Raw genomic sequence first — 21,096 nt, 5'->3', positions numbered from 1 at the left:
TCCTAGTAGATTATAGATATGACTGATATCTTAGTATTATTTTTATTTGTATTGTCTGGGGCTGCTTCAGGATGGCTTGGGGTTGATTTATTGCCAGTAGACATACTTAAACAAGTATCTAATGTAGAAGGTTTTAGGATTGTATTAGCAATAATAGGTTTTTTTATAGGATTAGCAGCTGGTTTTGTCTTCCTTCAACTTAGAAAGACGTTTCTTGATCAAATAAAGACCATGCCTACGGATTTATTAATAAGTAGGTCAGTCGGCTTAATTTTAGGATTACTTGTTGCGAATCTCCTACTCGCTCCAATACTGTTAATTCCTTTCCCTAGAGAGGTCTTTTTTGCAAAACCCTTATCCGCCATATTAAGTAATATTTTCTTTGGTGTACTTGGTTACAAGCTGGCGGATACTCATGGGAGGACATTATTGAGGTTATTTAATCCAAATAATACCGAGGCTTATCTTGTCAATGAAGGAATACTACCTGCTGCAAGTCCAAAGATTCTTGATACAAGTGTTATTATTGACGGAAGAATAAATGGCCTGTTAAGTTGTGGCTTGCTAGAAGGTCAATTGATTGTTGCTCAAAGTGTAATTGATGAATTGCAAACTTTAGCTGACTCAAGCAGTAATGAAAAGAGGTCAAAAGGTAGAAGAGGCCTTAAATTGTTAAAGGAACTAAGAGATTTATATGGGAGAAGACTTGTAATCAACCCAACAAAATATGAAGGTAATGGTGTTGATGAAAAACTCCTGAAAATTACTGAAGATATGTCAGGAACTTTAATTACTGCTGATTATAATCTCTCTCAGATTGCTGAAGTTAAAGAATTAAAAGTCATGAATTTGAGTGATTTAGTGATTGCTTTAAGACCTGAAGTACAACCAGGGGAATCACTTAATATAAAAATCGTAAGAGAGGGTAAAGAGAAAATGCAAGGTATTGGATATTTAGATGACGGAACAATGGTAGTTATTGATGAAGCAAAGAATTTTGTGGGAAGCAGATTAGATATTGTCATAACAGGAGCATTACAAACTCCCACAGGAAGAATGGTCTTTGGGAAACTTATAAATAATCCTGAGTCAAACAAATCTTTTAAATCACCAGCGACACAGGGGTAAATCAAGCTAGAATCATAATTATAATATTTTTGCTATACCAATGACCGTATCAGCTCCTTATTACGGCGAAAATACCGTCATGAGGACTCCTCCCCCTGATCTACCTTCTCTGTTACTGAAAGAGAGAATTGTCTACCTTGGCTTACCATTATTTTCAGATGATGATGCGAAGAGACAACTAGGAATGGATGTTACTGAGCTAATAATTGCTCAACTTCTTTATCTAGAGTTTGAGGATCCAGAAAAACCAATTTATTTCTATATAAACTCAACAGGAACAAGTTGGTACACTGGTGACGCAGTTGGTTTTGAAACAGAAGCTTTCGCTATCTGCGATACAATAAGCTACATTAAGCCTCCAGTCCATACAATCTGTATTGGACAAGCAATGGGAACGGCTGCAGTTATCCTTTCATCTGGCACCAAAGGGCAAAGAGCGGCTCTTCCTCACGCTTCTATTGTTTTACATCAACCTATAAGTGGAGCAAGAGGTCAAGCAACTGATATCCAAATAAGAGCTGAAGAAGTTTTAAAAAATAAAAAATCAATGCTGGAGATTTTATCTCGTAATACTGGTAAGACTATTGAAGAACTTTCTAAAGACTCAGATAGGATGAGTTATCTCAATCCTCAAGAAGCTCTAAATTATGGAGTCATTGATAGAATACTGACGAGTCAAAAAGATTTACCTAATAAAAATTAACACCTACAAACAATTATTTTAAAATTATGCCAATAGGAACTCCAAGCGTGCCTTACAGACTTCCAGGAAGTCAATACGAAAGATGGGTTGATATATATACAAGACTAGGTGTTGAAAGAATTCTTTTTCTTGGACAGGAAGTTAACGATGGCATTGCTAACAGCCTTGTTGCACAAATGCTTTATCTTGATTCTGATGACAATTCCAAACCTATCTATTTATACATCAATAGTCCTGGAGGATCAGTAACTGCTGGCTTAGCTATTTATGACACCATCAAATACGTAAAAAGTGATGTAGTAACCATATGCGTAGGGCTCGCAGCCTCGATGGGTGCGTTCTTATTGGCCGCCGGTACGAAAGGCAAAAGAGTTGCTTTACCCCACAGTAGAATAATGATTCATCAACCTCTTGGGGGAACATCTCAACGACAAGCAAGTGATATTGAAATAGAAGCTAAGGAAATTTTAAGAATTAAAGATATGCTAAACATGTCTATGGCAGATATGACTGGTCAATCTTTTGAGAAAATTGAAAAGGATACAGACAGAGATTATTTCCTAAGTGCAGAAGAGGCAAAAAATTATGGCTTAATTGATAGAGTAATCACACATCCAAGCGAAGCAAATTAGTCTTAAATTTTCAAAAAAAATATTTTAATTTTAATTTTCAAATATATTATTTATTGGTTTATTTACACGTTTAATGTCTAAAATAATAATTATCAAATGTAAAGAAGCTACAACTAATGACCCAACTCTTTTACGACACAGATGCTGATCTAAGTCTTTTAAATAATAAAACTATAGCGATAATTGGATATGGTTCTCAAGGTCATGCCCATGCACTAAACCTTAAAGATAGCGGTTTAGATGTAATTGTAGGCTTATATAAAGGAAGTAAGTCTGAAAGCAAAGCTATAAGCGATGGTTTACAAGTTTTTAGTGTTGCTGAAGCTTGCGAAAGAGCAGATTGGATTATGATTCTCTTACCAGATGAGTTTCAGAAAGATGTTTACCTTAAAGAAATAGAACCAAACTTAAAAGAAGGAAAGATATTAAGTTTTGCTCATGGCTTTAATATTAGATTCGGGCTTATCAAACCTCCTAGTTTTGTGGATGTTGTTATGATCGCCCCAAAAGGGCCTGGACATACTGTTCGTTGGGAATATCAGAATGGCCAAGGCGTTCCTGCATTGTTTGCCGTTGAACAGGATTCTTCTGGGAATGCGAGATCATTGGCGATGGCTTATGCTAAAGGGATTGGAGGAACCCGAGCAGGGATACTTGAAACAAATTTCAAGGAAGAAACAGAAACTGATTTATTTGGCGAACAAGCGGTTTTATGTGGAGGCTTATCAGAACTAGTTAAATCAGGATTCGAAACTCTTGTAGAGGCAGGATATCAACCAGAACTTGCATACTTCGAATGCTTACATGAAGTTAAACTAATTGTTGATCTAATGGTAAAGGGTGGCTTATCTCAAATGAGAGATTCTATCTCCAACACAGCAGAATATGGAGATTATGTAAGTGGCAAAAGACTTATCAATAATGATACAAAGAAAGAAATGCAGAAAATTCTAAAAGATATTCAAGATGGAACTTTCGCTAAGAATTTTGTTGAAGAATGCGATAAAAACAAACCATTAATGACAAAATTAAGGGAAGAGAACTCAAAACATGAAATTGAGAAAGTAGGTAAAGGTCTGCGCTCTATGTTCAGTTGGCTGAAATAAATTTATTTTTAATATTTCTTGGATCAATTGGCTTTGATTTGTTGATCGGCGATCCAAAATTCTTAATCCACCCGGTTCAAATAATTGGATTTTACATCAAAAAAATATCTGATTACTTTATAAATAATTTTGGAGAAAATAAAAAGATATTATTTTGGGGAGGTTGCATTGTCGCCATATCAACTATTGGATTTAGTTTTAGTTTAGGAAAATTGATAGAACTAAGTTATGTGCAATCAAAAAACCACTTTTTTAGTGGATTATTAATTTTTTTTGGAATTTCAAGTTGTATTGCGACTAAGGGACTTATTTCAAGTGTGAAGGAAATTGCAGAGCTAATAGAATGCAATGAAATTAATGATCAAATGAAGAGAATAATCAAAGAGAAAGTACAAAGAATAGTAAGTAGGGATGTAAGTTCATCTTCTATAGAACATCTTTTGAGATCGAGCACCGAGAGTCTTACCGAAAATTCTGTTGATGGAATATTTGGTCCATTATTTTGGATATTCATTGGAATTGTTTTTATAAAGTTTTCAATTTTTTTACCAGGGCCTTTATCACTTGGTTTTTCTTATAAAGCCATAAGTACCTTAGATTCTATGATAGGTTACAAATATGATTACTTTAGATATCTAGGTTTTTTTAGTGCAAAAATCGAAGATATTTTTACATTCGTTCCTTCAAGATTAGTTTTAATCACATTACCTTTAGTTAGTTCCAAAGTTAATGAGTCTATATCAATCATAAAAAGAAGTTATCTTGACGGTAAAAAATATGAATCTCCTAATGCAGGGATTTCAGAAGCTATATTTGCTTATATTTCCGGTATCAAATTGGGAGGAACAAGTAAATATAAAAATGAAATTATTCAAAAGCCAATAATAAATTCCGATGGAGATAATTGCACTGGTGAAAAAATTAAGTTAATTTGTCAATTAATTTTGAGATTACAATTATTTTGGATAATAATTTTTATCTTGATATTTTTTATAGTTTCTAGTTTAAATTAATAATAAATTAGCTTAAAAATCATTAATATAAACAAAAAAGACTCTATGCAAGAAAAAGACTCTAAAATTGAAAATCAAAATGATGATTTTACCAATATTTCATCAACTGATAATGAATACTCAAAATGGGTAGACAATCAGGGGGAAGAAGTAAAGAATGTTTTTGGATTTAATAGCAGTGCTGAGCTTGTAAATGGTAGAGCAGCCATGATCGGATTCGTAATGCTAATATTAACCGAATTAGTTTTTAGCGGCAGACCTGTAACTTCCTCAATTTTTGGTATAAATTAAAATGGAAGAAAGAAATTCTAATCCAATAAAAGTATTCCTATATATATCTGTGTGGGTAATAATTTGGGGGACATTAGGTTCATTTATAGACTATCCTCTTTATAAAAATAAGATATATCTAGAAGGAAGCATATATCAGTATCTTACCTTCACTATTACAGCGATTATTTCCATCATAGGTGCGAAGTTTTTTTATAAAAAATTTCAATTATAAGAATTTGTATCTAAATTTCTTAATAATTTTAGCTGGTTGATTGTTTTCATTTGACTCGTAAAGTATCCACTGATGTGTTTCAGTATCATGATCACAACCATATTTTCCAGATTGGTTATCGTAACTTGATAAAGTTGAGTGACAAAACTGATCCGCCTCAAATGCCGAGTCATAACCTGTTAAAAAATATACCAAGACAAGAAGAATTACTAACAAAAAAAATACTTGAAAAACCAAATTAACCGCCTTCATAAGAATTAATAAAATTTAAATATATCATTTAAAAAAAATCCAGTCAGTAAAAAAGTCATCTACCAACATTAAAAACAAAGTCATGAAAGTCTTGATTATTTAGATACAAGATGACTAGCAATATTAATATCAGATTCAAGCCTAATACTATCGATCCAAAAATATTTATTTGTTTTTTACCAGGTAAAGTATATGTGAATTTTTTGCCTTTAAGAAAAGAGGCTAAACCTTTTTTTTCTTTTATTGGATCTTTAATTTGATTATCATCCTTAACTTCATTATCAGAGAAACCTTTTACCATTTGAAGTTATTTAATAAAATTCATAATATTCTAAAAAAATAAATTTTTAAAATAGTTAACAATTTTTAATCACATAAGGACTCATAAATAGCGCTCTATTAGTTGAGAATTTTTTTAAAAAATAAGCTTCAACAAGTTGCGACTGCAAACCCAACAAACTTGATTGACACTTGAATCTATTTTGATCAAACATTGCTAATTGGAGTCTTTCTATTTGTGAAACTAATTCCTTACATATTTGGTTTTGAGGATTTTTAATACATTCACTAGAATGTAGTAAGATTTTTGACTTTGTTGGTATTGTTTCTGCAACAAGAAAATTAGTTAAAAATAAAAATTTGAGAAATAAAATAGTTAAGAATCTCATTACTTTTTTAAATATAAAATTTAAGATAAGTTTCAAAATTATAGTGTAACCTTCATCGTGTTTTATTACGATTCATAAAAAAAGATGCTCTATAAGAGCACCTACTATTAAAGGAAGAATTAGATAAAAGATTACCCTTGAACTCTATCCTTAAAAAGTTTACCTGCTGAGAATGTAGGAACTCTTTTAGCAGGTATTGCAATTTTTTCGCCTGTTTTAGGGTTTAATCCCTGTCTTGCAGAACGATCTCTTGGTTCGAAAGAACCAAATCCTAGAATGGAGACTTTTTTGCCTTCCACGACTGAATCAACAATAGTTTCAATAGTCGTATCAACTATTGAAGACACGACAGTTTTTGTTTCTCCTGTTGCTGCGGAAACCAGGTTTACTAAATCGGCTTTGTTCATTGAAATTTAAAGTAAAACAGAGATTAAATAGAAATGATTTTTTAATCAAGTCTAAAAACCCCGAACTTGCATATCATATGGAGCAAATACGAATACGGCAACCGAAAATAATAGCGGCGCAAAGCTTTATACAAAATTTGAGGGCATTTTTAACCATAAGTTTTATATTAATAGCTGAATATTTCCTTTTAGAGAAAATAAACTCTAAATTCTGATAGCAGTCAAAATGACTGGTATCACTAGATTTAATTTTAAAAAACTTAGTTTAATTCCTATCAGTGGAAATCTCAAAAGGTGATAAATTCAAGAATTAAAATAATTTATTATGTTTTATTAATTTTCAGATATATTTCCTTCTCATCACATGAAACGGTGTGTTTTGTATTTTGAAATCAAGAAAAACCTGGTTTTTAAGATTAAACACTTTCTCCAGATCGTTTTAATGATACAGCGAATGAATCACGGAATTTCTATGTATTCAAAAATAATATTTCCTAGAATTAATAAAATTGATCAGTAAAATCTTAAATTTGAGTTTTTTTTTTAATTTGCATCTATTATTCAAATATCAGGAATTTTAATAAATTATCCAATTATTTAACTAATCGATGAGACAGTGAATCATATTTATAAAGGGAAACCCTTTCCCTTAGGAAGTTCTCTAACATCAACAGGAGTTAATTTTTCTTTAATAGCTACAAGTGCAGAATATGTTGAAATCTTATTATTTGAGTCCGAGGCTTCAGTTTCCCCAAAAACCATATTGAGATTAGATCACAAAAATAATACAGGTCCCTACTGGCATGCTGAAATAAGCAATCTAGAGGAAGGATGCATTTATGCCTTTAGAGTAAAGCAAAAAAATAATGGAGTTAATAATAGCTACGAAAAAAAAGTTTTACTCGATCCATGTTCTAGAGGAATTACAGGTTGGGGGAGTTACAAAAGAGAAAATGCATTAAAGTCATATGAAAATACCAATTCTTGTCTTAAAAGTGTTGTTTGCAATAGAAAATTATTTAATTTCAAAGATTTTCCAAGACCGAAACATTCTTGGGAAGCAACAATTATTTACGAACTCCATATAAAAGCCTTCACTGAATCAACAAATAAAAATGAAAGTTGTTTTAAGAAATTTTTAGAAAAAATTCCTTATCTCAAAGATCTTGGTATTACAACAATTGAATTACTTCCAACTTTTTGTTTTGATCCAACTGATGCACCAAATGGTTTAGAAAATTTTTGGGGTTATAGTCCAATAAATTGGTTTACACCACATTTTGAATATCTTTCAAATGAATCAGCTGAAAAAAACCAAGAGGAATTTAGAAAATTAGTAGAGGAATGTCACAAGGCAGACATTGAAGTTATTCTAGATGTTGTATACAATCATACCTCTGAAGGAGATTCAAAAGGACCCGCGATATCCTGGAAAGGTATAGATGAAAATCTTTATTACTTCATTGGGAAAGATAAAAATTATCAAGACGTATCAGGTTGTGGGAATACTATTGCAGCAAACAGAGGATTAGTTAGAAAACTAATAATTGAGTCATTAAAGTGTTGGGCAAGTGAATTTGGAGTAGATGGCTTCAGATTTGATTTAGGTATTGCCTTATCAAGAGGAGAAAATCTTTCACCACTCGATAATCCTCCGATTTTTGAAGATATAGAGTGTGAACCAGAACTTGTTGATATAAAGTTCATAAGTGAGCCCTGGGATTGTGGGGGTTTATATAAATTAGGTAATTTCCCATCTAAGAATACTTTCACTTGGAATGGACATTTTAGAGACGACTTGCGAAGATTTTGGAAGGGGGATAAAGATACAGCTTGGAATATGAGCGATAAAATCAAGGGTAGTCCATCTATTTATAAAGAAGATAATATCTTCCCAAAATCAATAAATTTCATTACTTCACATGATGGATTCACTCTTAAAGATTTAGTAACTTTCAATAGAAAACATAATTTTGCCAATAGAGAACAAAATAGAGATGGTGATAACCATAACAATTCTTGGAATCATGGTATAGAGGGACCAACTACAAACTTATTAATCAATGATTTAAGAAAAAGACAACAAAAAAATCTTATTCTTAGTCTACTTATTTCTAAAGGTGTTCCAATGATACTTATGGGTGATGAGATAGGAAGGTCACAAGGCGGTAATAATAATTCTTGGTGCCAAAATAACTTATTGGGCTGGATGAATTGGGAACATGGTCAACAAGATTTGGAATTATTAGAATATTTTAAATACGTTATAAAAATCCGAAAAAAACTAATAAACATTTTTAATCCATCATTTCCCCCTAACAATCAAGCCAATGAAAATATCCCAACATATCATTGGCATGGTACAAAGTTAGATAGTCCCGATTGGAGTAGTTGGTCTCACACAGTCGCCTTTAGTATTAATAGAGGTAATAGTAATCCTCTGGTCTGGACAGGTTTAAATGCATATTCAAAAAGTATCGATTTCCCCTTACCGAAATGTAAATATAATTGGTTAAAAGTTATCGACACTAGCATGCCTGAGATTTTTGAACCCTTAACTATTAATGAGAAATCTGTTTCAATAAAGAGTAGAAGCTCTTTATTAATCATTTCAGAAGAAGTACTTGGGACAAAAAATAATATATCCTAAAAGCGGGCGGCGGGAATCGAACCCGCATCTTCAGCTTGGAAGGCTGAGGTTTTACCACTAAACCACGCCCGCATATAGTAATAGAATTACCATTGCAATAATACATTATCAAACAATCCACAAAGTAAAAAGATTGGAAAATTCACACTCGAAAAAAAATATTACGAGATCAACAACAAGATTAATGCTCTCTTATGGGCTAGGAGATGCAGGCACAGGTTTAGTCGCGACGCAATTTGGTTTTTTTCTGTTCAAATTCTTTATTTCTGCAGGTTTACCAGTAATAATTGCAGGTTCATTATTAATGTTAATAAAGATATGGGATGCAGTAAACGATCCTTTAATTGGATGGTTAAGTGATCGTACCAAATCAAGATGGGGGCCTAGAATCCCTTGGATGGTAGTAGCATCTGTTCCTCTTGGGTTTTCTTTAGCCGCGATATGGTGGACACCCACTGGTTCCGTTCTAACCAAGACTATTTACTATGCAATAATTTCTATAGTCGTAATGACTGCTTATACAAGTATTAATCTTCCTTTTGCAGCTCTATCTACTGAAATTTCTGAAAAAACAGCAATAAGAACAAGACTAAACGCATCTAGATTTACTGGCTCAATAATTGCAGGACTAACTGGTTTAATAATTGCTGGAGCTGTATTAGGTTCTGAAGGATCAGCAAAAAATGAATATTTTTTAATGGGTAAAATAAGTGGATGTATTGCAGTTTTTGCAACATTAGTTTCTTGCTGGGGATTGGCTCCATTCGCAAAAAAAGCAAGAAGGCCTTCGGGAAAATTTGAAGATATAACACTTCAATTCAAAAGGATCTTCAGAAATAAAAAATTTCTAAAAGTTATTACGCTTTATATTCTCCTCTGGTGCGCCTTACAATTGATGCAAACAGTAGCGTTAATTTATGTAGAAGATGTACTAAATGTACCAACATATATTGCAAAGTGGGTCCCAATACCTTTCCAAATTAGTGCTTTGATGGGTCTACAAATATGGACCAGAGTATCAAATAAATTAAATAGGATTTCAGCTTTAAATTATGGAGCCATTATGTGGATCATTTCATGTACGGCAGCTTTATTTTTACCTTCATTGTCAAAAATTTCAGGAGTTGGAGATAGTTTATTTCTAAATGCCGGCAACATATTTCTGTTCATTCTTTTAATTTTCATAATATGTCTTATTGGCATTGGAGCTTCAACTGCTTTTCTTATCCCATGGTCACTACTTCCTGATGCCATAGACGAAGATCCAGAGAAACCCGCAGGATTATATACTGCTTGGATGGTACTTATTCAGAAGATTGGTATCGCTTTTAGTGTCCAATTATTAGGATTTTTGTTGTATTTATCTGGTTATCAATCATGCTTTGTTAATAAAGGTGGTCTAAATATTATTGAACAATGCTACTCAGCACAATTAACTATTAGATTATGTATTGGTTTTATACCCTCAATATTGGTAGTAATTGGTCTTTTAATCATGAGAAAATGGGATCGAAAATCAATTACAAACTAATATAAAGATATGTTTTACCCTAATTTTTTTAAAAGACTTCTAAGCAGCTTAATCATTGGCGGGCAAGCAATTAATTTTATCTTTAGAGGTAAAGTTTCTAAAAATGATCTCTTTGACCAACTCATGGAATCAGGACCTGGAAGTTTGTTAATTGTATTAATTACAGGAATTGCAGCAGGTACTGTTTTTAATATTCAAGTCGCATCTCAACTTACAAGCATGGGGATTTCAAGTGAAATAGGAGGTTTATTAGCAGTTGGGATGGCCAGAGAAATGGCTCCTCTTCTAACAGCGACTTTAATGACTGGGAAAGTTGCCACTGCCTATGCTGCGCAACTGGGCACTATGAAAGTTACAGAACAAATTGAGGCTATTACAATGTTAAGAACTGAACCTATTCAATATTTAGTAGTTCCAAGGTTGCTATCTATGATAATAATGTCTCCTATACAATGTCTTTTGTTTTTATCTGTAGCTTTGTGGAGTGGACAAATTTGGAGTACTATTTTTTATAAAGTTCCTCCAATAGTTTTTTGGACATCTGTAAGATCAGGCAATGTGAGTTTAACCAGTTCGGACTTAACTTCAATGTTAATAAAATCTATCGTGTTCGGATTACTTATTTCAATCATTGCTTGTGGATATGGACTCACAACTAAAGGAGGTCCAAAAGAAGTTGGGACAAGTACTACAGGAGCTGTTGTGATGACTCTTGTTACTGTATCTTTAATGGATGTATTGCTAACGCAAATTTTATTTGGATGATTCGATGTTTAACACTAAACCAAAAAAAGAAGACCCAGTAATAATATCACCATCATTTCAGCTACCAATCATTCTAATAGTTCTAAGTTTTATGCTTTTATTTTTGAATATTGGTTCTTTACCAACAATAGTTTTTGCTTCTTTTAGCTTTTTTTTATTGCTTCAATCATTTACCTTAAGAATAAAAATAACAAATGATGATTTTATCGTTCTACAATTAGGGAAAGAGATTAGAATTTTTCCATTCAAGAACTGGATATCATGGAAATTCTTTTTCCCTATAATTCCAGGTATTTTTTATTTTAGAGAAAAGTCCAGCCCTCATTTATTACCAATATTATTTAATCCAAAGCAATTAAAAGATGAGCTCATAAAAAAAGTTGACTCCTTGGAAATTAAAAATTCCTAAAATTCAGACTTTGCCTAATCATCAAAATTCCTTAAATGACCAATAAAGAAATTTCAAACAATAATCCTGAGAAGGAGCCAATACTAGATAAGTCAATTTCAGATAATAAAACCAAACAAATTAGTAAGAGAAATGCAACGCCAAAAAATATTACCTCAAAAAACAGCAACCCAAATAAATCTTTTGATGAAATCTCTAATGAGATTTTTAGAGATCTCGTCTCAAAAAAAGACTCTTTAGTTAAAGAAATAAAAGAGTTAGAAACAAAAAAAAATGAAATTGAAAAAGATATTGAGTCAAATTTTAAAGGGCAGTCAGATAATATAGCTAAAAGAGTTAAAGGCTTTCAAGAGTATTTAACTGGAGCTTTGCAGAATCTTTCACAAAACGTAGAGAAACTAGAATTAGTTTCTCAACCAATAATCGTAAAGCCATCTCCCCTTGATGAGAAAAAGCAAAACAATATCACAAATAATGTGGTAAAAGTTCCAGCTCTTTCTGAAACATTTAAACCAGATGAAGAGATTATAAAAAGTTGCTTTTCAAGTTTCACAGAGCAACCTGATTTTTATGCTGAACCTTGGAAATTAAGGAGGAGTCTTGATTCGTCGGATATAGAAATTATGGATGATTGGTTCTTTAACATGGGCGGAAGAGGTTCTCTTGAAAGTAGAGGATCTCGGCAAAAAAATGCCTTACTATCAGCGGGTTTTATATCTATTCTTGGCGAATTATATGGAGATCAGTTTCAGACCCTAATTTTAGCTTCACAGCCTGAAAGATTAGGTGAATGGAGAAGAATTCTGCAAGATTCACTAGGTCTCACTAGGGATGACTTTGGACCTAATAGCGGGATTGTTCTTTTTGAAAGACCTGAAGGTGTCATCGAAAGAGCTGACAGATTAGAAGCCAATGAAGAATTGCCATTTATTATCATTGATGCATCAGAGACCTCTGTTGAAATCCCAATACTTCAATTCCCATTATGGGTTGCATTTGCTGGTTCAGATAATGAAATTTACGATGATCTTGAACTAAACTAAGCTTTATGAATATCTTAATAATTTTTACAAGTTATCTTTTAGGATCACTTCCGACAGGTTTTTTAATTGGGAAATATCTCAAAAATATAGATCTAAGAACTATAGGTTCTGGATCTACAGGTGCCACAAATGTTTTAAGAAATGTTGGGAAATGGCCAGCACTTTTTGTATTTATAATTGACGTTGGGAAAGGCCTTCTTGCAGTAAAAATTGCTCAATATTATACAGATCAAGGATTAATAGAAGTTTTAGCAGGGATATCCGCTATCTCAGGACACATTTGGCCAATATGGCTTAGATGTAAAGGAGGGAAAGCGGTTGCAACTGGATTAGGTATGTTTTTAGCTCTTTCTTGGAAAGTTGGACTCGCATCTCTTGGTATTTTTTTAATAGTCCTAACAAAAACTAAATTTGTTTCTTTATCCAGTATTTCAGCAGCAATCTTACTTCCTATTTTTATGTTTTTTTACTTAGGTAAATTTATGCACCCTTATTTTTTTATAAGTTTAATTGTGGCTTTATTAGTAATTTGGAAACATAGAACAAACATAAAAAGATTACTTAAAGGAGAAGAGTCCAAAATTAATCAGAATCAATAGATTTAAATATTTCTATTAGAGCTTTATTAGGATCTATAGCTTTTGATATTGATCTACCAATGACTAGCTTAGAAGCTCCATTCTCTATAGCTTCATAGGGAGTCATAATTCTATTTTGATCATCTTTACTATCAATATTTAATCTGATACCTGGTGTAATAAGTTCAAAATTATTCTTATAAATAGATCTCAACATTTTTACCTCCCAAGGGGAACAAACACATCCATCTAATCCAGCATCAAAAGATAATTTTGCAAGTCTCAATACATTTTCTTCAATTGAATTATTTCTATCAAGATCAGTTTGAAAATCTTTAAGAGAAAAGCTTGTTAAAACAGTTATTCCAACAACAAATGGAGGTTTAACACTTACTGAGGTGGCTCCCTCTAAAGATGCTTTCTTCGAATCCTTAAGTGCTTTTAAACCCGCTGAAGCGTGTATAGAAATTATATCAACTCCTAATTTTGAAACTTCGAAACATGATGCACGCATTGTATTTGGAATATCATGAAATTTTAAATCTAAAAAAATTTTTTTATTTAAACCTTTTAATATTTCAATAACTCTTGGACCTTCCCTAACAAAAAGCTCTAAACCAACTTTCACCCACTTGATATTAGGACATTTTTCCAAAAGTAATTTTGCTTGATTTACATCTAATCCATCAATTGCCAATATTATTTTATCTTCTGAATTAAATCTATTATTCATCAATTTTCAGTTTTCAAACCTCTTAATTATTTTTTTTCCAATTTGCAAAATTTTACCTTCCAAATCATTTTTTGAATTAAAAACTAAATCAGGATTTATTACTTTCTGACTATCAATTTTTACACCCCCACCTTTAATAGATCTTTTGGATTCGCTGCTAGATTTGAAAAGTTTTAGCGCACTTAGCAAGTAAAAAAACTTAACTGGAAAAGCTATTTCTTTTAATGAAATCTCTGGAATTTCTCCAACTTTTTCTTTATGTCCAAGAAATAATTTTTCGCAGTTTGATTGCGCCTTTAATGCTTCTTCAGCTCCGTGGAACAAAGTAGTAACTTCTAAAGCCATTCTTCTCTGTAATTCACGAGGATTTGAGTTATCAAGCAAACTTAAATCTAATTCAGTAAGTAATTCAAAATAGGTAGGTATTATATTATCGGGTACTTTTTCTAATTTTGAATACATTGAAAGTGGATCTTCGGTTAAACCGACGGTGTTAAATTCAGATTTACTCATCTTCTTAATTCCATCTAAACCTGTCAAAATTGGTAAAAGAACTCCAAATTGAGGTTCTTGTTTAAAATGCCTTTGAAGATCTCTTCCTATTGCGATATTAAATTTCTGATCAGTACCTCCAAGCTCAATATCTGATTGAACAACCACGGAATCATAACCTTGTAATAGTGGATATAAAAATTCATGCAAAGCAATTGGAACTTGTGAAGTGTACCTTTTATTAAATTCCTCCTTAGCTAGCATTTGGCTGACTGTTGCACTCCCCATTAATTTAATTATCGAATTAAGGTCTAATCCTTTTAACCATTCGCTGTTATATCTGATTTCTATTCTATCTTTTGAATCAAAATCTAAAATAGATTCATTAGCTGGTTTACCCATTCCTAGTTGGGTTAAGTATGTTTTTGCATTATCCCTAACTTGTTTTTCCGATAACTGTACTCTTGTTTTATTTTTTCCAGTTGGGTCTCCAATTTGAGCAGTAAAATCTCCAATAATTAAAACTGCAACATGTCCATTATCTTGGAATGCCCTAAGTTTTTTGAACAATATGCTGTGCCCAAGATGAATATCAGTTCCAGTTGGATCGATTCCAAGTTTAACCCTTAATTTTTTATTATTTTTTTTCGCATGATCAATTATCTCCGAGAAAGTTTGATCTGTTCCCTTAATTGGGAAATATTCTTCTATTCCTCTTGACAACCATGATGGCACTATTAAATTATCTAACATGAAGATTTAAACGTTAAATTTAAGAAGTTTTATCAAGTTCATCCTTCATTCTTATTAAGGTTTTATTCATCTGATCGAACATTTGATCAGGAGTAATCCCAAATTGACTTAACTGTGTCTTTAATTGTTCTACTGTCATTTTGGCTTGAAAATCTTCAGACAATTCAAATCTCTTCATAAAAACCTTATAACGATCCATAAGAGATTCCATTTTTTTGATAAACATTTTTTTCCCTTCTCTATCAAATTTTCCATAATCAGAGCCAAGTTTCATAAGTTCTTGGTAATCTGTAAAAAGCTTTTTAGCTTCTTCTTGAACGATGTCAGATTCAAAAAATCCCATTTCTATTTTTTTACTTCGCAAGATTAAGGCTCAATTACAAGATAACAAGAATCTTTTAAATTGATTAGAACATTAATAAATTTTAGTTTATAAATAATTCTTTGATTTATATTTATTCAGAATTAAATTTAGTAGACATGTTTCAAAAATATTGGAAAAATTCAAAGTAAATAATAATTCAAATCAAGAGAGACAATTTGAATTATTTGGTTCAAATGTAAATACATCAATTAATTTTCAACACTCAAATAATCTAAAAATCAAGGGCGAAATCCTAACTGAATGGAGAAATAGAATCCATAATCACCAATTTAAAATTTCAAAAGATGCTCAAAATAAAACTTTGTGTCAAACAAGCCTTCCTATAAATAAAATTTTTGATGAAAGAAAAATTGATCCGTTTTCCCTTCAGCCATTATCATTGAACTTCTGGAGAACTAATCAATATATACATAATGGTCCAGCAATGTATTTTGTGATTGACTCGATGGAGAGTTCTAAAATAATCCTATATATAGGAGAAACAAATTCAGCAAATAAAAGATGGAAGGGAGAACATGACTGTAAAAATTACCTTATGAACTATAAGGAAGCCTTAGCTAATAACAACCTCTCAAGTCACCAAGATATTCGTTTCTTCTTAGATGTACCTAAAGAAGTAAAATTAAGGCGTAAATTAGAACAGCAACTGATATATTTATGGTTACCACCTTTTAATAAAGAAACCCGGCATAGGTGGGCAACTACTTTCACAAACAACTAAAAGTTAATTAAATCTATTTTACAAATGCAATTTTCCACATTCCAAAAAAATCTAGATAACTGGCAAGGCGCTTCATTAATTTTTGGGGTTTTAGAGGAAGAAATTTCAAGCCAACTGGAAAAAATAAAATTTGTTGTTGACCCGAAATTATTACTAAAAAAAGTTACTCAAAAAAAATTCAAAGGAGAAAAAGAAAAAACTCTATGCTTTGAATTTTTAGATCAAAAATTAGAAACTTTAATAATAGTTGGACTTGGCAAATCGAAAGATCTCAATAAAAGTGATATAGAAAACTCCATAGGAAATCTAATTAGGAAAACTGTTGATAAAAATGAAAAAATCAGCATCTTGCTTCCTTGGGAATTAATAAATTCACAGCTAGAAATTAATCAATTAGCAGAGTCAGTCAGATTATCTGCTTACAAGGACAATAGATTCAACAAGAAAAAAGATGAAGAGAAAGTTCTTAAAGAAATAGAGTTTTTGAATTTAAAAAAATTTGAGAATATTAGCTTTGAAGATACAGATAAAATATGTGAAGGTGTAGAACTAGCTAGAAGACTTGTAGCCGCTCCTCCAAATAGTCTTACACCTCAGGAAATGTCTATACAAGCCTCTCGAATAGCAAAAGATCATGGCTTGGAAGTAAAAATCTTAGAGGCAAAAGAATGCGAAGATTTAGGAATGGGAGCATATTTAGCTGTAGCAAAAGGTTCTGATCTAGATCCTAAATTTATACATCTTACTTTGAAGTCAGAAGGTCCTATAAAAGAAAAGATTGCGCTTGTTGGGAAGGGTCTAACCTTTGATTCTGGAGGATACAACCTGAAAGTCGGAGCCTCTCAAATTGAAATGATGAAATATGACATGGGCGGAAGCGCTGCAGTGTTAGGAGCGGCAAAAGCACTTGGAGCAATAAAACCCAAGGGACTAGAAATACATTTTATTGTGGCAGCTTGCGAAAACATGATAAATGGATCTGCAGTGCATCCTGGAGATGTAGTTAAGGCATCTAATGGTAAAACAATTGAAATAAATAACACTGATGCAGAGGGTAGGCTCACATTAGCTGATGCTTTAACTTATGCATCCAATTTGAAACCGGATTCAATAATAGATCTTGCCACTCTAACAGGAGCTATTGTTGTTGCATTAGGGAATGATGTAGCTGGTTTCTGGAGCAATAATAATGATCTAGCAAATGAGCTAAAAGTTGCATCAGCCCAAGCTGGAGAAGACCTATGGCAAATGCCTTTACAAAAATCTTATAAAGAAGGGTTAAAGTCGCATATAGCTGATATGAAAAATACAGGCCCTAGAGCAGGAGGGTCAATAACTGCTGCTTTATTTTTAGAGGAATTCTTTGATAAAGAGATTAAATGGGCTCATATCGATATAGCTGGGACATGTTGGACTGATAAGAATAAGGGGATTAATCCATCAGGTGCAACTGGTTTTGGAGTTAAAACTCTTGTTCAATGGATTAAAAATAAATAACCATATTTAAAATCATTCAGTCCAGAGATTTTTTGATCTAGCGTTATTCCCCCATAATTTATCCAACCTCTGATCTCTCCCACAAGAGAATCTATAGAACTTGTATTTCAATTCATTTTTCTCAGCAAAATCCTGATGATATTCTTCAGCCAACCAAAATTGACCTTTCGGTTTTAGTTCTACTGATATCTTTTCTAAGGGCACTCGTAATTCATTAGAGGCCGAAACAATTGCATTTGTTTCATAACTTTTATCAGTTTCATCTTTAAAAAAGATCACAGGCCTATAAGAATCTCCACGATCACAAAATTGACCCTTAGCGTCCAAAGGATCAATATTTCTGAAATAGAGTCTAAGTATCTCAGGTAAAGTGACCAATTGGGAATCATAGTCTACCAAAACAACTTCCTGATGCCCTTCATGATTTTCGTAGGTTGGATTTTGTAAATCACCACCTGAATAACCACTTTGTACAAAATTTATCCCCTTTAATGACTCTAAGTCATGTTCTAAACACCAAAAACAACCTCCTGCAAGAATCAATTCTTCTGCAATAGTATTTAAAGGGTTAATGAATATTGAAAATACAATTATAAGGGGTAAAAAATATTTCATTTTTTTATTATAAAGTTCAAATAATGGAATTAATGATTTCTTTCGCGGCTCTATCAACTACTCCTTCCTCTCCTAATTCTTTTTTAAGAAGGGTATAACCTTTTTTAATTTTTGCTTTTTCTGATGTCAGATCCAGAAGCCTACAAGCTTTATAAAAAATTTTTTCTTCAATAAAATTCTTCTGAACAAACTCAGGTATGATAAATTTTTTCATCAAAAGATTTACAGGAGAAATAAATCTTACTTTAAAATTGAGAATTCTTTTTGCAATAAAAGCAGTAACTCTACTTACTTTATATCCAATAATCTGTGGTATCCCATATAAAGCCAATTCCATATTAACTGTGCCTGATTTACATAAAGCTAGTTTTGCTAATGAATAAATATAAGGAATTAATTCAGCATCATCTTGTTGAGAAATAACCTTCCCTTTAATTTCATACTTTTCTAAACCCTTTCTAAATTGCTCATCAAAATTCCTCCTACATGATGGAATATAGACAATAAGACTTGGATATCTTAATTGTAATTTTTTTGCAGTTTTCAAGAAGGTGGGTAATACATATTTCAACTCTTGTGGTCTTGATGCGGGCATTAAAAGTAAGATATTCTGATTTTCTCTAAGTTTTAGAATTGTTCTAGAGTCCTTCTTCGAAGGCAATTTTTTCGTTAAATCAATCATTGGGTGTCCAACCCAAGAAACATTTCCACCTCTCCTTTTATAAAAGTTTGCTTCCTGCTTAAAAATCGCAAAAATTTTATCAGAAAAATTAATTAAATTTGTAGTGCTATTATTACCAACTCTCCAAGCCCATTCCTGAGGAGCTATATAGTAGTAAATTGGAATATTATTTCTCGATCTTTTTAATTTAGTCCCAATATTAATATTGGGACCCATATAGTCAATCAGAATTAAGCAATCTGGAGGGTATTTTTTTAGTAATTTATAAAATCTTCTTTGAATTCTTATTGTTGGAAGAATAAGAGGTAAAGCCTCCCAAATTCCTATTGCACTAATTGATGTAGTATCTTGAAGAATTTTCACACCTTCTTTCCTCATCCTTTCACCACCTAATCCGCAAATTTCTAAATCTATTGACTTTTTTTTCGCTTCATCAAATAATGCTTTTGTTAAAAAACTCCCGTGCAAATCTCCAGATACTTCTCCAGTACTTATAAATATCTTTTTTCTCATAAATTAACATGAGGCATTGGTCCTCGCCTTTCCTTAGATATAGATTTTTTTAAAAAACTGCATAATTTTGAAGATGAAAGATCTAATTCTCCTTTGAACGCTTTTTCTAATGAATTCGAAATAGAATCATCAGATTTAAATATAAGATTCCAAGTACTTTGCAAAAGTTTCAAATCAAAGTCCTTATTTTCCATCAAACCACTTCTCTTAATTCCGATCCTATTCAAACCTCTCAATCTTCCGGGATGTCCTTCAGCTATGCAAAAAGGAGGAACGTCTCTATCTACTCTAGTCATTCCTCCGATCATCGCTAAATATCCAACATGCACAAATTGATGTATACCTAAGCAGCCTCCAATAATAGCTTTATCTTCAACTTTTACATGACCTGCAACTTGAACACTATTTGATAAAACTATCCCGTCACCAAGTTCACAATTATGGCCAATATGGGAGTAAGCCATTAATAAATTATTATTGCCAATAATAGTTTTTTCTCCTTCATTAGTTGCCTTATTAATGGTTACACATTCTCTAAAAGTATTATTATCTCCAATAATTACTTCTGTTGCGGCACCTTTATATTTAAGATCTTGGGGATCAAGGCCTATGAAAACGTTTGGGAAAACTTTATTATTTTTGCCAATTTTGGTTCTTCCGGTAATTACAGCATTAGGCCCTATTTCGGTTCCTTCCCCAATAGTCACATCAGGGCCGACAATAGCTCCTTGAGAAATAATGACTCCTTCATGCAATTCGGCATTTGCATCAACAAAAGCTGTTGGGTGTACATTTACACCTTCATAAGCTGAGCCAAATTCATTTTTTTTATTCTTCATATTGCTAATCAACCAACGAAAACATTAATTCTCCGGCACAAGCCAACTTCCCATCGACGTGTGCCTCTCCTTTCACCTTGCCAAATCTTTTTCTTTTAATGCTTAATAATTCACAAGTAATTATTAATTGATCCCCAGGAACAACAGGTTTTCTGAATTTAACGTTATTGATTCCCGCAAAGACAAATAGACCTTTAGGGAGATCTGGCATTTGAGTTACTATTAGTCCCCCAACCTGGGCCATTGATTCAACAATGAGAACTCCGGGCATTAATGGCCTCTCAGGAAAGTGTCCCTGAAATTGCGGTTCATTTATAGTCACATTTTTTATTGCAATCGCCCGCTCCCCAGGAATATGCTCAATAACTTTATCCACAAGAGCAAAGGGGTATCTGTGAGGTAATAAACCTAGTATTTTCTCGGAGGAGAGTTGATTATTATCACTGGTAAATTGCTTTTCCAAAACGATTAAAGAT

25 protein-coding genes and 1 tRNA gene are annotated in these 21,096 nt (G+C 32.3%); 14 read left to right on the top strand and 12 right to left on the bottom strand.

The genetic code is table 11. The annotated features are described in order from the left end of the window. Positions 1–18 precede the first annotated feature (18 nt). The 6 genes from JJ847_04460 to JJ847_04435 all read left to right on the top strand — a co-directional run bounded on the left by JJ847_04460 (position 19) and on the right by JJ847_04435 (position 4,873). On the top strand, positions 19–1,128 hold the full coding sequence (locus JJ847_04460) for a TRAM domain-containing protein (GenBank protein MBO6960137.1): 1,110 nt from the start codon (positions 19–21) through the stop codon (positions 1,126–1,128). A gap of 40 nt (positions 1,129–1,168) precedes the next feature. After that, complete coding sequence (locus JJ847_04455) at positions 1,169–1,831, top strand: ATP-dependent Clp protease proteolytic subunit (GenBank protein ID MBO6960136.1); 663 nt, start codon at positions 1,169–1,171, stop codon at positions 1,829–1,831. 26 nt (positions 1,832–1,857) lie between these two features. Further along, positions 1,858–2,463, top strand: a complete 606-nt coding sequence (locus JJ847_04450) for an ATP-dependent Clp protease proteolytic subunit (protein ID MBO6960135.1) — start codon at positions 1,858–1,860, stop codon at positions 2,461–2,463. A gap of 116 nt (positions 2,464–2,579) precedes the next feature. Continuing rightward, complete coding sequence (ilvC, locus tag JJ847_04445) at positions 2,580–3,569, top strand: ketol-acid reductoisomerase (protein MBO6960134.1); 990 nt, start codon at positions 2,580–2,582, stop codon at positions 3,567–3,569. Next, positions 3,557–4,582, top strand: coding sequence for a cobalamin biosynthesis protein CobD (gene cobD / locus JJ847_04440; GenBank protein ID MBO6960133.1), 1,026 nt, complete (start codon positions 3,557–3,559; stop codon positions 4,580–4,582). The genes ilvC and cobD overlap by 13 nt, the downstream gene beginning before the upstream one ends. 45 nt (positions 4,583–4,627) lie before the next feature. Next, the gene (locus tag JJ847_04435; GenBank protein MBO6960132.1) at positions 4,628–4,873 is read left to right on the top strand and encodes a high light inducible protein; all 246 of its coding nucleotides are present in this window, start codon (positions 4,628–4,630) and stop codon (positions 4,871–4,873) included. 208 nt (positions 4,874–5,081) lie between these two features. Here the strand turns inward: JJ847_04435 and JJ847_04430 are convergent, their stop codons facing one another. From JJ847_04430 to JJ847_04415, 4 genes are all read right to left on the bottom strand, one after another. Continuing rightward, positions 5,082–5,339 carry a hypothetical protein gene (locus JJ847_04430; GenBank protein MBO6960131.1) on the bottom strand — a complete coding sequence of 86 codons (258 nt, stop codon included), beginning with the start codon at positions 5,337–5,339 and terminating at the stop codon, positions 5,082–5,084. A 55-nt stretch (positions 5,340–5,394) separates the two neighbouring features. Next, positions 5,395–5,640 carry a hypothetical protein gene (locus JJ847_04425; GenBank protein ID MBO6960130.1) on the bottom strand — a complete coding sequence of 82 codons (246 nt, stop codon included), beginning with the start codon at positions 5,638–5,640 and terminating at the stop codon, positions 5,395–5,397. A gap of 55 nt (positions 5,641–5,695) precedes the next feature. Further along, positions 5,696–6,007, bottom strand: a complete 312-nt coding sequence (locus JJ847_04420; GenBank protein ID MBO6960129.1) for a hypothetical protein — start codon at positions 6,005–6,007, stop codon at positions 5,696–5,698. A gap of 131 nt (positions 6,008–6,138) precedes the next feature. Then, entirely contained in the window at positions 6,139–6,414 is a 276-nt protein-coding gene (locus JJ847_04415) for an HU family DNA-binding protein (protein ID MBO6960128.1), read from the bottom strand. Between the two features lie 616 nt (positions 6,415–7,030). On the opposite strand from JJ847_04415, the gene JJ847_04410 reads away from it, so the two are divergent. Next, on the top strand, positions 7,031–9,064 hold the full coding sequence (locus JJ847_04410; protein ID MBO6960127.1) for a glycogen-debranching protein: 2,034 nt from the start codon (positions 7,031–7,033) through the stop codon (positions 9,062–9,064). A 1-nt stretch (position 9,065) separates the two neighbouring features. On the opposite strand, the gene JJ847_04405 is transcribed toward JJ847_04410, so the two are convergent. Next, positions 9,066–9,136 (bottom strand) — tRNA-Gly (locus JJ847_04405). A gap of 112 nt (positions 9,137–9,248) precedes the next feature. Here JJ847_04405 and JJ847_04400 point away from each other — a divergent pair. The 5 genes from JJ847_04400 to plsY are packed head-to-tail and all read left to right on the top strand — an operon-like array spanning position 9,249 to position 13,411. Then, the gene (locus tag JJ847_04400; protein ID MBO6960126.1) at positions 9,249–10,595 is read left to right on the top strand and encodes an MFS transporter; all 1,347 of its coding nucleotides are present in this window, start codon (positions 9,249–9,251) and stop codon (positions 10,593–10,595) included. Between the two features lie 9 nt (positions 10,596–10,604). Beyond that, positions 10,605–11,360, top strand: coding sequence for an ABC transporter permease (locus tag JJ847_04395; protein MBO6960125.1), 756 nt, complete (start codon positions 10,605–10,607; stop codon positions 11,358–11,360). Between the two features lie 4 nt (positions 11,361–11,364). Then, positions 11,365–11,769, top strand: a complete 405-nt coding sequence (locus JJ847_04390) for a DUF3119 family protein (GenBank protein ID MBO6960124.1) — start codon at positions 11,365–11,367, stop codon at positions 11,767–11,769. 35 nt (positions 11,770–11,804) lie between these two features. Then, complete coding sequence (locus tag JJ847_04385; protein ID MBO6960123.1) at positions 11,805–12,812, top strand: DUF3086 domain-containing protein; 1,008 nt, start codon at positions 11,805–11,807, stop codon at positions 12,810–12,812. Between the two features lie 5 nt (positions 12,813–12,817). Continuing rightward, positions 12,818–13,411, top strand: coding sequence for a glycerol-3-phosphate 1-O-acyltransferase PlsY (plsY, locus tag JJ847_04380; protein ID MBO6960122.1), 594 nt, complete (start codon positions 12,818–12,820; stop codon positions 13,409–13,411). Here plsY and pyrF read toward each other — a convergent pair. The 3 genes from pyrF to JJ847_04365 are packed head-to-tail and all read right to left on the bottom strand — an operon-like array spanning position 13,395 to position 15,711. Next, positions 13,395–14,123 (bottom strand): orotidine-5'-phosphate decarboxylase, encoded by a 729-nt coding sequence (gene pyrF, locus JJ847_04375; GenBank protein ID MBO6960121.1) that lies wholly within the window; start codon positions 14,121–14,123, stop codon positions 13,395–13,397. The two genes, plsY and pyrF, sit on opposite strands and share 17 nt — an antisense overlap. A gap of 6 nt (positions 14,124–14,129) precedes the next feature. Next, positions 14,130–15,368, bottom strand: a complete 1,239-nt coding sequence (locus JJ847_04370) for a tyrosine--tRNA ligase (protein ID MBO6960120.1) — start codon at positions 15,366–15,368, stop codon at positions 14,130–14,132. A 19-nt stretch (positions 15,369–15,387) separates the two neighbouring features. After that, positions 15,388–15,711 carry a DUF1825 family protein gene (locus JJ847_04365; GenBank protein ID MBO6960119.1) on the bottom strand — a complete coding sequence of 108 codons (324 nt, stop codon included), beginning with the start codon at positions 15,709–15,711 and terminating at the stop codon, positions 15,388–15,390. 151 nt (positions 15,712–15,862) lie between these two features. Between JJ847_04365 and JJ847_04360 the strand changes: the two genes are divergently transcribed. Beyond that, entirely contained in the window at positions 15,863–16,474 is a 612-nt protein-coding gene (locus tag JJ847_04360) for a hypothetical protein (protein ID MBO6960118.1), read from the top strand. A gap of 24 nt (positions 16,475–16,498) precedes the next feature. Next, complete coding sequence (locus JJ847_04355) at positions 16,499–17,971, top strand: leucyl aminopeptidase (protein ID MBO6960117.1); 1,473 nt, start codon at positions 16,499–16,501, stop codon at positions 17,969–17,971. A gap of 12 nt (positions 17,972–17,983) precedes the next feature. On the opposite strand, the gene msrA is transcribed toward JJ847_04355, so the two are convergent. The 4 genes from msrA to fabZ are packed head-to-tail and all read right to left on the bottom strand — an operon-like array spanning position 17,984 to position 21,083. Next, on the bottom strand, positions 17,984–18,586 hold the full coding sequence (msrA, locus tag JJ847_04350) for a peptide-methionine (S)-S-oxide reductase MsrA (protein MBO6960116.1): 603 nt from the start codon (positions 18,584–18,586) through the stop codon (positions 17,984–17,986). A gap of 16 nt (positions 18,587–18,602) precedes the next feature. Further along, complete coding sequence (lpxB, locus tag JJ847_04345) at positions 18,603–19,781, bottom strand: lipid-A-disaccharide synthase (protein ID MBO6960115.1); 1,179 nt, start codon at positions 19,779–19,781, stop codon at positions 18,603–18,605. Further along, positions 19,778–20,620: an acyl-ACP--UDP-N-acetylglucosamine O-acyltransferase gene (gene lpxA, locus JJ847_04340; protein MBO6960114.1), complete on the bottom strand. Its 843-nt coding sequence runs from the start codon at positions 20,618–20,620 to the stop codon at positions 19,778–19,780. Before lpxA ends, lpxB begins: the two co-directional genes overlap by 4 nt. A gap of 4 nt (positions 20,621–20,624) precedes the next feature. Next, positions 20,625–21,083, bottom strand: a complete 459-nt coding sequence (fabZ, locus tag JJ847_04335; GenBank protein ID MBO6960113.1) for a 3-hydroxyacyl-ACP dehydratase FabZ — start codon at positions 21,081–21,083, stop codon at positions 20,625–20,627. Positions 21,084–21,096: the final 13 nt, after the last annotated feature.

It is taken from the genome of Prochlorococcus marinus CUG1438, from assembly GCA_017644325.1.
GTDB lineage: Bacteria > Cyanobacteriota > Cyanobacteriia > PCC-6307 > Cyanobiaceae > Prochlorococcus_A > Prochlorococcus_A marinus_AA.
The sequence above is the reverse complement of the archived record's forward strand: the minus strand, read 5'-3'. Positions and strand labels throughout refer to the sequence as shown.